We start from the raw sequence: 13,245 nt of genomic DNA on the forward strand, positions 1-13,245 counted from the left end.
TGGGGGGATTTTCCTTTCTCATCAGGGCTATCGGCATTATCTTCTGTTTTATTAATTCGTTTCCCGTTTAAAGTTGGAATTTGCATGCGACATCACTTATCCCCCCTGCGTGCCATGGATCTGCTGATGGCAATCCTCTCTCTGGTGTCGGTTGGCTTGGTCAGTGCTCGCTGGTTTGGAGTGGCGACACCGCAGACCATGCAACTCTTCTACGATATCGACAGCCTCATTTGTTACATCTTTCTCGCTCACTTCGCCTATGGCTGGCTGCGGGCGACGGATCGCTGGGGTTTTTTGAAGGCGAACTGGTTCTATCTGCCCGGTAGCCTGCCCATGGTGGAGTCCCTGCGCTGGGCACGGCTTATCCAGCTGTGGCGCGTCTATCAGCTGCTGCGCAACCAACCGGATCTGCTGGCCATGTTTCGCCGCGAGCGTAACGAGACCACCCTCTCCGGGATCTTGTTGCTGTTCTTCCTGCTGCTGGGGGTGGGGTCCGGGGTCATGTTCTGGATTGAGGCAGGGCACCCCGGCAGCCAGATAGAGACGCCCTATGACGCCTTCTGGTGGACGCTGGTGACGCTCTCGACCGTGGGCTACGGGGATCTGGTACCCAAGACGGAGCAAGGGCGCTTCGTCGCCAGTCTGCTCATCCTGTTCGGGGTCGGTCTCTATGCCGCCGTCAGTGGTTTCATGGCCAGTCTCTTTCTGCAACCAGGGCATGGCGAGAAGCGAGAAGAAGAGCTGCGCTTCAAACAACTGCAGACTCAGCAGACACAGATGCTGGCCGAGCTACAGAGCTTGCGTGACGAAATCCGTCAGCTCAAACGCGCACCCTGACGCGAGCGTGATGGCGCGCCGTACCGCGTCAGCACAGGGTCGGGCGCCAACACAGTGGTTTTGAATAGCCTCGCCGCCTTGGGGGAAGGCGGTTTCTTTGCTTGTCCTTTGACCATGACGCGGCTTAACATTCCAGCCAATTCCTAACCAATCGAGAGAATCGACTGACCATGCGCGCCCTCCTCGGGATACTGATCTGCCTGTGTGCTCAATCCGCCCTGGCCGAGACCCGTTATGTTTCAGACAACATCTATATCTTCATGCACGGCGGACCTGGTACCCAGTACCGGATCCTCGGCAGCGTCAAGGCCGGTGAAGCCCTGGAAGTGAAAGGCGGCCAGGCCGGTTTCACTCAGGTGGTGGATGAGCGCGGTCGTGAAGGCTGGATCAAGAGTGACGAGTTGCAGAGCGAACCCAGCCTGAAGGTACGTGTGCCCCAACTGGAACAGGAGCTGCAAACCCTCAAGGATCGCCTGCAAAACCTCAATGGTGACAACGAGCAGCGCTTCGCCGAGAAGGATGGCAAGATTGCCGAGCAAGATACCATGCTCACCAATCTCAAGGGGCAGCTCGACAACCAGAGTGAGGAGCTTGCCAGCGTCAAGGCGCAGAATGATGCCTTGAGCAGCAGCATCGACAACCGCGAGCATGATATGCAGATGGATTGGTTCATCCGGGGGGGAGCCATGGTCGGTGGCGGCATACTACTTGGCATCCTCTTGCCCCTGCTGCCTCGTCGCCGCAAGCAGAGTGAGCGCTGGATGAACTGAGGCCCTGTCGCCCATCACAGGCAGCAGGCCGTTTGGTCATGAAAAAGGGTCGCCCATGGGCGACCCTTTTTGCTGCGTCTCGTCGCCACTGTCGGTGCTGGTCAGTGCAGGTTTTCTCCTCCTTCTTGGTTGAAAAGGGTCTCCTGAGGCTCGCCTGCGAGATGCATCCTCCGTAATATGCGAATTATTCTTGGCAGGTTTTCACCCGCCAGCTATCTCAATCGAACGTGAAAAAGAGCTTGGCTATCATGGAACTAACCGAACAGGCCCACTGGTTTGTGCTGGCAGGTGATCACCTGATCTGGCTGGATGACGCGGGCCGGATCCCGCACTGTACCCGGCAGGCGTTGCCCTCGTCCTGGCAGGCTCTGGCCTTCGAGGCATTCGACCTGTGGGATGACGCGCCTTGCTATCTCCATGACCTGGGAGAAGGAGTGTCACTCTTCGGTGCGTCGCCTGCGCTTGGGCAATGGAGCCCGCTGCGCCAGCTGATGGTTGCGGGAGACGAGGAGGGGTTTCGCCTCGGTGGCCGTGCCTGGCAGTTGGCGACCTTTCGCCGCAGCCACAAATTCTGTGGCGAGTGCGGCGCCCCCATGACACCCAAGATGGGGGAGTGGGCACAAGGGTGCCATCAGGGACACATGGCATATCCGCGTATCTCCCCCTGCATCATAGTGGCGGTGCGTCGGGGCTCCCAACTGCTGCTGGGGGCCCATCGCCGTCACTATCAGGCGGACGACCCCATGTTCACCGTGCTGGCGGGCTTCGTCGAGGCTGGCGAAAACCTGGAGCAGTGTGTGGCGCGGGAGGTGTTTGAGGAGAGCGGCATCCGGGTCGGCAATATCCGCTATGTAGGCAGCCAGCCCTGGCCCTTCCCCCACAGCTTGATGATGGGCTTCATCGCCGAGTACCAGGGCGGCGAGATCCGCCTGCAGGAGGAGGAGCTGGTGGCCGCCGATTTCTTCGAACTCGATGCCCTGCCGCGCATTCCACCGCATGGCACCATAGCGCGCCGATTGATTGAGCTCTGCCGCGAGCCCCTCTGAGGGCGGTTGCAACCTGGCCACAGGTGGGGGATGAGCGATGCCTGAATCGACGTCTGCCCGGCCCCGGAAAACCACTGGCATCGCAAGCCGAGGTTGCGCCCTCTCACATCTTTGCACTCCGGGCGGTCGGCGCTGTGGTTTGCATCCCCCGCAGCGGCGCACAAAGTGGTATCATATCCGTCATTTTATGCGTGATATGACTCAGGAATTGGGATGAAAGAGCTGAAGAACGATCGATATCTGCGTGCCCTGTTGCGCCAGGATGTGGACATGACCCCGGTATGGATGATGCGCCAGGCTGGCCGTTATCTGCCGGAATACAAGGCGACCCGCGCCGTCGCAGGGGACTTCATGTCCCTGTGCCGCAACGCCGAGCTGGCTTGTGAAGTCACTCTGCAGCCCCTGCGCCGCTACCCGCTCGATGCCGCCATCCTCTTCTCCGACATCCTCACCATTCCTGACGCCATGGGACTGGGTCTCTATTTCGAGCATGGCGAAGGCCCGCGCTTCGAGCGCCCCATCACCTCGCTGGCGCAGGTGCAGGCGCTGCCACATCCGGATCCGGAAGATGAACTCGGCTACGTGATGAATGCGGTGCGTACCATTCGCCGCGAGCTGAAAGGCGAAGTGCCGTTGATTGGCTTCTCCGGCAGCCCCTGGACCCTGGCCACCTACATGGTGGAGGGGGGCAGCTCCAAGGCCTTCACCAAGATCAAGCAGATGATGTATGCCGAGCCCCAGACTCTGCACCTGCTGCTCGACAAGCTGGCGGACAGCGTGATCTCGTACCTCAACGCCCAGATCAAGGCGGGTGCCCAGTCCGTCATGGTGTTCGATACCTGGGGCGGCGTGCTGACCCCGCGGGATTACCGCGACTTCTCCCTGCAGTACATGCACAAGATCGTCGATGGCCTGATCCGCGAACACGAGGGCCGCCGGGTGCCGGTCACCCTGTTCACCAAGAACGGCGGTCAATGGCTGGAGCAGATCGCCGCCACCGGCTGCGATGCCCTTGGACTGGACTGGACCATAGACATCGCGGATGCCAAGCGCCGGGTCGGTGACAAGGTGGCGTTGCAGGGCAACATGGATCCCTCCATGCTCTACGCCGCCCCTGAGCGCATTCGCGAAGAGGTCGCCACCATACTGGCGGGCTTTGGCAGCGGCAACGGCCACGTCTTCAACCTGGGTCACGGCATCCATCAGGATGTGGATCCGGAGCACGCCGGGGTATTTGTCAATGCGGTGCATGAGCTGTCCGGCCAGTACCACGGCCGCTGAGGTCGAACCGCAGCATCAGCATCATGACAACGGGGCCCCAGGGCCCCGTTGTATTATCCGGGTCGGAGCCGTTTTGGCCCTTGTACTGTTTTGGATACTGCGCGCCGGCCCCGGCTCGGGTTACACTGCGCCATCTGTGGCGGTGGCCACACACAAGATGAGCGACAGCGTGCGAGGCCGCGTATCGGCCGTCTCGCTCGCCATGCAGGAGGCAGAATGAGCAAGAAGTCGTGGGATTGGGGTATCGATCTGGGCGGTACCAAGTGCGAGTGCGTGGTGCTCGATGGCGGCGAGGTGCTGCTGCGCCATCGCATTCCCACCGAGCGCCGTGGCGGTTACGAGCACATGATTGGCCAGATAGCCAAGCTGGTGGACGAGTGTGCCGCCAAGCTCGGTCAGCGCCCGGCCGTCATCGGCATGGGCACCCCAGGCGCCCGGGACCCCCAGACCGGGCTGATGAAGAACTGCAACACCACCGAACTCAACGGCAAGCCGTTCAAGGAAGATCTCGAGCGCAGGCTCGGCATTCCGGTGCTGATCGCCAACGACGCCAACTGCTTCGCCCTGGCGGAAACCCACCTGGGGGCGGTGCGCCAGCACCATCCCGATGCCAAGGTCGTATTTGGCATCATCATGGGCACCGGAGTGGGCTCCGGCATCGTCATCAACGGCCAGATCCTCAATGGCCACCACGGCATCGCCGGGGAGTGGGGTCATAATGTGCTCTCCCCCGACGGACCCGAGTGCTACTGCGGCAAACGCGGTTGTGTCGAAACCCTCATCAGCGGCCCGGCCCTGGAGGCCTGGTACCAGGCCAAGACCAAGCGTCATCTCCCGCTGGCCCAGATTGCGGCGGCCACGGCCCATGACCATGTGGCCAAACTCACCATCGACCGTCTGCACCTGCTGTTTGGCCAGGCCCTGGCCAACGTGGTCAATATTCTCGATCCGGATGTCATCGTCATCGGCGGCGGGGTGGGCAATGTGCAGAGTCTCTATAGCGTCCCGGCCCAGACAATTTTGCCCTTCCTCTTTAATCCCCGCTTCAGGGCCCCCATTATTGCTCCAGCCCTGGGTGACAGTGCCGGGGTCTTCGGCGCGGCACTCCTGGCTCGTGGCACCTTCCGGGAGGCGCAACTCTCATGACGCTTCCCTCTTCATCCTCTCTTTAGTCGCAGGTAAGGACACGTAATTTCCATGATCAAGATTGCCATCAATGGTTACGGGCGGATCGGCCGCAATGTGCTGCGTGCTCTTTACGAGAGCGGTCGGGACAAGAGCATCAAGATAGTCGCCATCAACGAGCTGGCGGCGCCCGAGGCCATGGTGCACCTGACCCGCTTCGATACCAGCCATGGTCGTTTCGCACACCCGGTGCAACTGGCCGGTAGCAGCATGCAGGTAGGGCAGGATCTCATAGCCCTGTTCGCCGAGCGGGATCCCGCCAATTTGCCATGGCGGGCGCTGGGGGTGGATGTGGTGCTAGACTGTACCGGCGTGTTTGGCTCCCGGGCGGATGCGCAGCGCCATCTGGGGGCAGGGGCGGGCAAGGTGCTCTTCTCCCATCCCGCGGATGCGGATGTGGATGCGACAATCGTTTTCGGGGTAAACCATCAGACCTTGACCGGGCGGGAGCGGATCGTCTCCAATGCCTCCTGTACCACCAACTGCGTGGTGCCCGTCATCGAAACATTGCATCGAGAATTTGAGATAAATTGTGGTACTATTACGACAATTCATTCGGCCATGCACGACCAGCAAGTCATCGATGCCTATCACAGTGACTTGCGCAGAACTCGGGCAGCCAGCCAGTCCATCATTCCGGTGGATACCAAGCTGGCAAAGGGGTTGGAGCGTATCCTTCCCCACTTCGCCGGCAAGTTTGAGGCGATCGCTGTACGGGTGCCGACCATCAATGTAACGGCAATGGATCTCAGTATTACTGTTCGTAAAAAAGTGACGGTTACTGACGTAAATCAAGCCCTGCAGCGGGCATCCAGAGGTACATTACAGGGTATTCTGGATTACACGGAGGAACCCTTGGTCTCCGTCGATTTCAATCATGATGCACACTCCTGCATCATCGATGGTACCCAGACAAGGGTCAGCGATGCCAACCTCGTCAAGATGTTGATGTGGTGCGATAACGAATGGGGCTTCGCCAACCGCATGCTGGATACCACCCGGGCCATGATGGCCGCAGGCTGAGAGCCTGCACCGGGCGCAAGGTTACTGTTTTTAACATTACCTGAAAATATAGAGGACTGAATATGTCTGTTATCAAGATGACCGACCTGGATCTGGCGGGTAAACGCGTACTGATCCGTGCTGACCTGAACGTGCCGGTAAAAGATGGCAAGGTCACTTCCGATGCACGGATCAAAGCGACGCTGCCGACCATCAAGCTGGCTCTGGAAAAGGGCGCCAAGCTGATGATCACCTCCCACCTGGGTCGTCCGACCGAGGGTGAATACAACGAAGAGTTCTCCCTGGCGCCGGTTGTCAACTATCTGAAAGACGCACTCTCCTGCAACGTCACCTTGGCCAAAGATTACCTGGATGGCGTAGACGTTGCCGCCGGTGAGCTGGTTGTGCTGGAAAACTGCCGCTTCAACAAAGGCGAGAAGAAGAACACCGAAGAGCTGGCCAAAAAATACGCCGCCCTGTGTGACGTCTTTGTAATGGATGCATTCGGTACTGCTCACCGCGCCGAAGGTTCTACCTACGGTGTGGCTCAGTTTGCCCCCGTCGCCTGTGCAGGTCCCCTGCTGGCCGGTGAACTGGAGGCCCTGGGCAAAGCCATGCTCAAGCCCGAGCGCCCCATGGTTGCCATCGTGGGCGGCTCCAAGGTTTCCACCAAGCTGACCGTGCTGGAATCCCTCTCCAAGATCGCTGACCAGCTGGTGGTCGGTGGTGGCATCGCCAACACCTTCATCGCCGCTGCCGGTCACAACGTCGGCAAGTCCCTGTGCGAACATGACCTGCTCGACACAGCCAAGAAACTGGCCGCCGAGACCAACATTCCGGTCACCACCGACGTGGTCGTGGGCAGCGAGTTCTCAGAAAACACTCCGGCCACCATCAAGTCCGTCTCCGACGTGACCGATGGCGACATGATCTTCGACATCGGCCCGGATTCTGCCAAGGCCCTGGCTGACATCATCATGAACGCCAAGACCATTCTGTGGAACGGCCCGGTTGGTGTATTCGAGTTCGACCAGTTCTCGGCTGGCACCAAAGTTATCGCCGAAGCGATCGCGGCTTCCCCGGCCTTCTCCATCGCTGGTGGTGGTGACACCCTGGCGGCCATCGACAAGTTCGGCATCGCCGACAAAGTCTCCTACATCTCCACCGGCGGCGGCGCCTTCCTGGAGTTTGTAGAAGGCAAGGTACTGCCGGCCGTGGCCATGCTGGAACAGCGCGCCAAAGCCTAATTGACCCGGGACGGGGGGCAAAAGCCTCCCGTTTCGTTTATCATGTGGCCGCTGCGGCGGTTCGTGATAAACCTCCACTTTTTATTAACGGCATACGAGAACAGGACGATTAACATGTCTAAGAAAATTTTCGACTTCGTAAAACCCGGCGTGATCACTGGTGATGACGTTCAGAAAGTGTTCGCTATCGCTAAAGAGAACGGCTTCGCTCTGCCGGCTGTTAACTGTGTCGGTACCGACTCCGTCAACGCCGTGCTGGAAGCTGCCGCCAAGGTGAAGGCTCCGGTCATCGTTCAGTTCTCCAACGGCGGTGCCGTGTTCACCGCCGGCAAGGGCCTGAAGCTGGAAGGCCAGCAAGCTGCCGTGCTGGGTGCCATCTCCGGTGCCAAGCATGTGCACGCTGTTGCACAAGCTTACGGCGTGCCGGTCATCCTGCACACCGACCACGCTGCCAAGAAGCTGCTGCCCTGGATCGACGGCCTGCTGGACGCCGGTGAGAAGCACTTTGCCGAGACCGGCAAGCCGCTGTTCTCCTCCCACATGCTGGACCTGTCCGAAGAGCCGCTGGAAGAGAACATCGACATCTGCTGCGAATACCTGACCCGCATGGCCAAGATGAACATGACTCTGGAGCTGGAACTGGGTTGCACCGGCGGTGAAGAAGATGGCGTGGACAACAGCCACCTGGACCAATCCTCCCTGTACACCCAGCCGGAAGACGTGGCTTACGCTTACGAGCGTCTGTCCAAGATCAGCCCGCGTTTCACCATCGCTGCCTCCTTCGGCAACGTGCACGGTGTTTACAAGCCGGGTAACGTCAAGCTGACCCCGTCCATCCTGGATGCTTCCCAGAAATTCGTTTCCGAGAAGTTCGGTCTGCCAGCCAAGTCTCTGGACTTCGTATTCCACGGTGGTTCAGGTTCTACCCTGGAAGAGATCCGCGAGTCCATCTCCTACGGTGTGGTCAAGATGAACATCGATACCGACACCCAGTGGGCAACATGGGAAGGTGTGCTGGACTTCTACAAGGCGAACGAAGCTTACCTGCAAGCTCAGTTGGGCAACCCTGAAGGTGCCGACAAGCCGAACAAGAAGTTCTACGATCCGCGCGTCTGGGTACGTGCCGGTCAGACTTCCATGATCGCTCGTCTGGAGAAAGCCTTCTCCGACCTGAACGCCATCGACGTACTGTAATTCTCGGTACTCGATTGCTGACCAAGGCGCCCTCAGGGGCGCCTTTTGCGTTTCTGTGACTCGCCAGGGGTTTTCGTGGTGGAGAGGCTGGATTGCCGTCCCCCCTATGGGTATTCTCTGTTAACGGTTGTTTATTTTAGTAAACAGACATGGGCAGGATGCTGACTTATGGGTACAGGGAATCAGGAACACACAGCCTCATATTATGCGGCGACGCGCAATGACCTTTCGAGTTGGCCCGAGCTATCTGGTGAGCTGGATGCGGATGTCTGCGTCATAGGGGGCGGTTTCACCGGACTCAATACCGCCATCAATCTGGCGGAGGCGGGCTACAAGGTGATTTTGCTTGAGGCGAATCGCATCGGTTGGGGGGCGTCCGGTCGCAACGGTGGCCAGCTGATCCGCGGCATCGGCCATGACACCAGCCAGTTCATCCGCCATATCGGTGAGCAAGGGGTGCGCGAGCTGGATCTGATGGGGCTGGAGGCGGTGCAACTGGTGCGCGAGCGCATCGAGCGTTTCAACATCGACTGCGACTTGCGCTGGGGCTATTGCGATCTCGCCACCAAGACGCGGCACGTGCGTGGCTTCGAGCAAGAGCTCAAGCACCTTCAGGCCCTGGGTTACCAGCATGAACTGCGCCTGGTGGATAGAGGCGACATGGCCAGCGTGGTGGGCTCACCGCGCTATATCGGCGGTCTGGTCGATATGGGGTCGGGTCACCTGCACCCACTCAACCTGGCTCTCGGCGAGGCGCGCGCCGCCGTCAGCCTCGGGGTCGCTCTGTTCGAGCACTCCCGGGTGACCCATATCGACTATGGCAGCACGGTGCAAGTCACCACGGCCCATGGCCGATGCCGCGCCAAATACCTGGTGCTTGGCTGCAACGCCTACCTCAATGATCTTGATCCCGAGATAGGGGGACGGGTGCTGCCTGCCGGTTCGTATATTTTGGCGACCCAGGTGCTTGAGAAGCGGTTGCGCCAGCGCTTGCTGCCGCAAAACATGGCGGTGTGCGATCAGAATGTGGCCCTTGATTACTACCGGCTATCGGCAGATGGGCGTCTGCTGTTTGGCGGAGCCTGCAACTACTCGGGGAAGGATCCCAAAGACATCAAGGCCTTCATGCTGCCAAAATTGTTGCGGGTTTTCCCGGAGCTCGCGGGTACCGCCATCGAGTTTCAGTGGGGAGGAATGATAGGCATAGGTGCCAACCGCCTGCCGCAGATTGGGCGCTTGCCTGATCATGACAACGTCTTCTATGCCCAGGCTTATTCGGGGCATGGCCTCAATGCTACCCACATGGCCGCCAAGCTGGTGGCCGAGGCAATCGTGGGGCAGAGCCGGGGGTTCGATCTGTTCAGCAGCGTTCCCCACATGAGTTTCCCGGGGGGGCCCGCCTTGCGGTCTCCCCTACTGGCACTGGGCATGCTGTGGCACAGGATGAAAGATCTGCTCTAAGAGGGGTGAGGCGGCCTGCAGATTGATAGGGATGAAGGGCATCATCCCTATGTTTGGCTGGGTTCGGCCAGGCGCCAGCCCTGCTCTGTCTTGACCATCCATACCTGGGTCTGCTGCGCCACGACATGTCCCGCCTCAAAGTCGCCGTATTTTCGCTCCAGTTCCATCAGCGCCATCTCCTGCTGATAGGGGCCCACCTTGTCGTAGACCAGATCCTCGTCCTGCAACACTTGCAGCTGATCCAGCCCTTGTTTGAAGTGCAGTTGATAGCTGACCTTGATCAGATACACGCCTTCCTGGGATTCACTCTTGTCCAGTACCTGAAAGTCGCTCATATCAAACAGCTTGGCATCGCTATCGGCCAGCAGGCGGGCCCTGACCTGGCTCTCTATCTCGTCGACCCCGGGTCCCGAGCTGCAGGCAGACAGCCAGAGAGCTAGCAGGGGGATGAACCACTTTTTCATCACGACTCCAGAGGGCATTACGGGGGAAAGGGCAGATTCTGCCATGGCGCTCGTCATATACAAGGGGATTGGCGGCCAGGGCGCAGAAAAAACGGCAGGCGTGATGTGGCGGCACGGCGACCGGGTCATTCCGTCTGCGGGTAGGGGTGGCAGACGGCCCGCTCCATCAGCAGGGCATCACCGACGTACTGGGGCAGTGACCGGCGTCCCACCTGGCAAAAACCGTGGCGCAGCCAGAAGGTGAGGCCGGGGCCATTGGTCTCGATCACCGCCAGGCGTAGCCGGATACAGTGCCAGGCTACGGCCTGCGCCATGATCTCGCAGAGCATGGCGCTGCCAAGGCCTTGACCCTGGGCTGCTGGTCTGAGCTGCAGCAGGCCGAGAAAGGCGGTCTCTGGGGTGGGGTAACCGCGAACCAGATCGATGCAGCCCACGATGTGCTGCTCGTCCATGATGGCCAGCACCAGCTTGTCTTGGGCCGTGATCCCCGCGGGGCAGTCGTTGAGCAGCTCCCAGACATCCTGGCGCGTCGGCAAGCGTCGGGTGATCAGCAGGCTGTAATCCGGGGTTGCCATCAGCAGATCCCAGAGCAGATCCAGATGCGGTGCGCGCGCTGGCAGCAACCTCATCAGTCGCAGATGGGAGAATCCCTGCGACGTCAGCCTCACGGCAGGGTGTCCAGCTGGCCGAGAAACTCATCAGGTCCCATGAAACCAGTGATGCGTTGCCCGGTCAGCTCCTTGCCCTTGCGGTCGAAGAAAATAAGGGTAGGCAACCCCAGCACCTTCAGCTCATTGAGCAGGGTGACGTCGTCATCATCATTGGCGGTGACATCGGCCTGCAGCAATACCATCTCATCGAAACGCGCCCGCACGGCAGGATCGCTGAACGTCTTGTGTTCGAACTCCTTGCAGGCCACGCACCAGTCGGCGTAGAGATCCAGCATCACCGGCTTGCCGCGGGCTGCGGCCAGCTGTCGTTGCAGATCCTGTACCGTCTTGACCCGTACAAACTGGGGCGCCTTGGCCTCGACTTGTGCGATGGGGGCCGGGAACAGGGTCTCCTTGACCAGGAGTGCGCCGGTTATCATGGCCAGCAGGATGAGAAAGCCGCGCAGGCTCTTGCCCAGGCTGTGGGGGGATCCTTGATTGTGGTGATAGAGATAGCCGCACAGGGCCAGCCCCCACGCGAGCCATGCCAGGGTGGCGAGCTGATCGCTCCACAGCCGTGACAGCAGCAGTATGGGCACGGCCAGCAGCGCAAACCCGAAGAGCTGTTTGATCACATCCATCCAGGCCCCTGCCCTGGGCAGCAGCTTGCCCCCTGAGGTGCCGAGCAGCAGCAGCGGCAGCCCCATCCCCAGGGAGAGGGCATAGAGCGCCGCACCGCCGAGCCAGAGGTCGCCGCTCTGGGCCACATAGATGAGTGCACCCGACAGCGGTGCCGTGGTGCAGGGGGAGCAGACCAGCCCCGAGATCATGCCCATGATGGCGACCCCGGGTATTGAGCCGCCCTGCTGGCGGTTGGAGAGGCCGGCTAGCCGGGTTTGCAGGCCGCTTGGCAGTTGCAGGCTGTAGCAGCCGAACATGGAGAGCGCCAGCAGCACGAACATGGCCGAGAGGCCGATCAGCACATAGGGGTGCTGCAAGGCTGCCTGGAATTTCAGCCCAGCAGACGCCACCACCAAGCCGAGCAGGGTGTAGGTGACGGCCATGCCTTGCACATAAACCAGAGAGAGCAGGAAGGCTCGTCGGGTCGACAGTCGCGCACCAGCCCCTGCAATGATGCCGGTCAGTATGGGGTACATGGGGAAAACGCAGGGGGTGAAGGCGAGCCCGAGCCCCAGCACGAAGAAGGCGGCAATGCTGAGCCAGAAGCCCTGGTTGCCGAGTGCTGCGGCCAGCTTGTCCTGCTGGCTGGTCGGCGTACTCTCAGCCACTGGCTGGTTTTCGCCTGGCTCCGCAGTGGTTTGGGCCGCAAGGGGAGTCAGTGCTATCACTTTGTCGGTCGGCGGGTAGCAGAGTCCCTCGGTACAACCCTGATAGCTGATGTGCAGGCGTCCCCGTTCGTCAACCTGGGTAAGCTGCAGCGGTATCTCGACTTGCTGGTAGTAAACCTCTGTTTTACCGAAGAAGTCATCTTCATGGTCACTGCCTGGGGGAAGCGTGGGGGCATCGAGGCTGGCGTTCTCTCCCTTGAAAGTGAAGCGGTGACGGTAGAGGTAGTAGCCATCGGCGATCTGCAGGCGCACCGTCAGTCTGTCACCATCTTGCACCGAGTCGAGCACGAAGGCCTGATCGACCTTGAGGAAGCTGGGGCTCTGTTGACCCAGTCCCAGGGAGCCAAGCAGATCGCCGCTGGCCTGAGCCTGAGAGAGGGGAACCAGCAGGCTGCAGAGCAGCAACAAGGAGCGAAACAAGTGCGCGCCCATCATGAAGTTTCCTCCATCAGCCAGGCGAGATAAGGCGTGTGGCCACCTGTGATGGGCAGCATCAGCAGCTCGGGGGTCTCATAGGGATGCAGGGCCAAAATCCTCTGCTCTATGTCAGCAAAGAGGGAGATGCGGGACTTGATGATGAGCTGGATCTCGCTTGCCCGCTCTATTTTGCCCCGCCAGCGGTAGACTGAGCGCACCGGTGCCAACTGGTTGATGCAGGCCGCGAGGCGGCGCTCGAGCAGTTGCTCGCTGATGAGGTCGGCGCTCGCCTGGCTCGGGCAGGTACAGAGCAGCAGCATGGCATCTGTCATGGAATAGGGG

At 60.3% G+C, this 13,245-nt stretch carries 13 protein-coding genes; 9 read left to right on the forward strand and 4 right to left on the reverse strand.

Features of this window, described 5'->3' with window-relative positions; translation table 11 throughout:
• The first annotated feature begins 84 nt into the window (after positions 1 to 84).
• The 9 genes from ACSMDR_RS13315 to ACSMDR_RS13355 all read left to right on the forward strand — a co-directional run bounded on the left by ACSMDR_RS13315 (position 85) and on the right by ACSMDR_RS13355 (position 10,023).
• Positions 85 to 837 (forward strand): potassium channel family protein, encoded by a 753-nt coding sequence (locus ACSMDR_RS13315; protein ID WP_005903894.1) that lies wholly within the window; start codon positions 85 to 87, stop codon positions 835 to 837.
• A gap of 170 nt (positions 838 to 1,007) precedes the next feature.
• Positions 1,008 to 1,607 carry a TIGR04211 family SH3 domain-containing protein gene (locus tag ACSMDR_RS13320; protein ID WP_005903893.1) on the forward strand — a complete coding sequence of 200 codons (600 nt, stop codon included), beginning with the start codon at positions 1,008 to 1,010 and terminating at the stop codon, positions 1,605 to 1,607.
• Positions 1,608 to 1,855: 248 nt separating this feature from the next.
• Positions 1,856 to 2,653 carry an NAD(+) diphosphatase gene (gene nudC, locus ACSMDR_RS13325; protein WP_436468568.1) on the forward strand — a complete coding sequence of 266 codons (798 nt, stop codon included), beginning with the start codon at positions 1,856 to 1,858 and terminating at the stop codon, positions 2,651 to 2,653.
• A 213-nt stretch (positions 2,654 to 2,866) separates the two neighbouring features.
• Positions 2,867 to 3,934: a uroporphyrinogen decarboxylase gene (hemE, locus tag ACSMDR_RS13330; RefSeq protein ID WP_436468569.1), complete on the forward strand. Its 1,068-nt coding sequence runs from the start codon at positions 2,867 to 2,869 to the stop codon at positions 3,932 to 3,934.
• Between the two features lie 216 nt (positions 3,935 to 4,150).
• Positions 4,151 to 5,080 (forward strand): ROK family protein, encoded by a 930-nt coding sequence (locus ACSMDR_RS13335; protein WP_436468570.1) that lies wholly within the window; start codon positions 4,151 to 4,153, stop codon positions 5,078 to 5,080.
• Between the two features lie 51 nt (positions 5,081 to 5,131).
• Entirely contained in the window at positions 5,132 to 6,142 is a 1,011-nt protein-coding gene (gene epd, locus ACSMDR_RS13340) for an erythrose-4-phosphate dehydrogenase (RefSeq protein WP_436468571.1), read from the forward strand.
• 62 nt (positions 6,143 to 6,204) lie between these two features.
• Positions 6,205 to 7,368 (forward strand): phosphoglycerate kinase, encoded by a 1,164-nt coding sequence (locus ACSMDR_RS13345; RefSeq protein ID WP_436468572.1) that lies wholly within the window; start codon positions 6,205 to 6,207, stop codon positions 7,366 to 7,368.
• Positions 7,369 to 7,482: 114 nt separating this feature from the next.
• A complete protein-coding gene (gene fbaA / locus ACSMDR_RS13350) occupies positions 7,483 to 8,562 on the forward strand; it encodes a class II fructose-bisphosphate aldolase (protein ID WP_436468573.1) in 1,080 nt (359 codons plus the stop codon).
• A gap of 168 nt (positions 8,563 to 8,730) precedes the next feature.
• Entirely contained in the window at positions 8,731 to 10,023 is a 1,293-nt protein-coding gene (locus ACSMDR_RS13355; protein WP_436468574.1) for an NAD(P)/FAD-dependent oxidoreductase, read from the forward strand.
• Between the two features lie 47 nt (positions 10,024 to 10,070).
• Here the strand turns inward: ACSMDR_RS13355 and ACSMDR_RS13360 are convergent, their stop codons facing one another.
• From ACSMDR_RS13360 to cutA, 4 genes are all read right to left on the reverse strand, one after another.
• Positions 10,071 to 10,487 (reverse strand): putative periplasmic lipoprotein, encoded by a 417-nt coding sequence (locus ACSMDR_RS13360; protein WP_005902674.1) that lies wholly within the window; start codon positions 10,485 to 10,487, stop codon positions 10,071 to 10,073.
• A 125-nt stretch (positions 10,488 to 10,612) separates the two neighbouring features.
• Positions 10,613 to 11,155 (reverse strand): GNAT family N-acetyltransferase, encoded by a 543-nt coding sequence (locus ACSMDR_RS13365; protein WP_436468575.1) that lies wholly within the window; start codon positions 11,153 to 11,155, stop codon positions 10,613 to 10,615.
• Positions 11,152 to 12,921 carry a protein-disulfide reductase DsbD gene (locus ACSMDR_RS13370; protein ID WP_436468576.1) on the reverse strand — a complete coding sequence of 590 codons (1,770 nt, stop codon included), beginning with the start codon at positions 12,919 to 12,921 and terminating at the stop codon, positions 11,152 to 11,154. Before ACSMDR_RS13370 ends, ACSMDR_RS13365 begins: the two co-directional genes overlap by 4 nt.
• Positions 12,918 to 13,235, reverse strand: a complete 318-nt coding sequence (gene cutA, locus ACSMDR_RS13375) for a divalent-cation tolerance protein CutA (RefSeq protein WP_436468577.1) — start codon at positions 13,233 to 13,235, stop codon at positions 12,918 to 12,920. The genes ACSMDR_RS13370 and cutA overlap by 4 nt, the downstream gene beginning before the upstream one ends.
• Between the last annotated feature and the right edge of the window lie 10 nt (positions 13,236 to 13,245).

The sequence above is a fragment of the Aeromonas molluscorum genome, assembly GCF_051376105.1.
GTDB classification, from domain to species: Bacteria; Pseudomonadota; Gammaproteobacteria; order Enterobacterales; family Aeromonadaceae; genus Aeromonas; species Aeromonas molluscorum.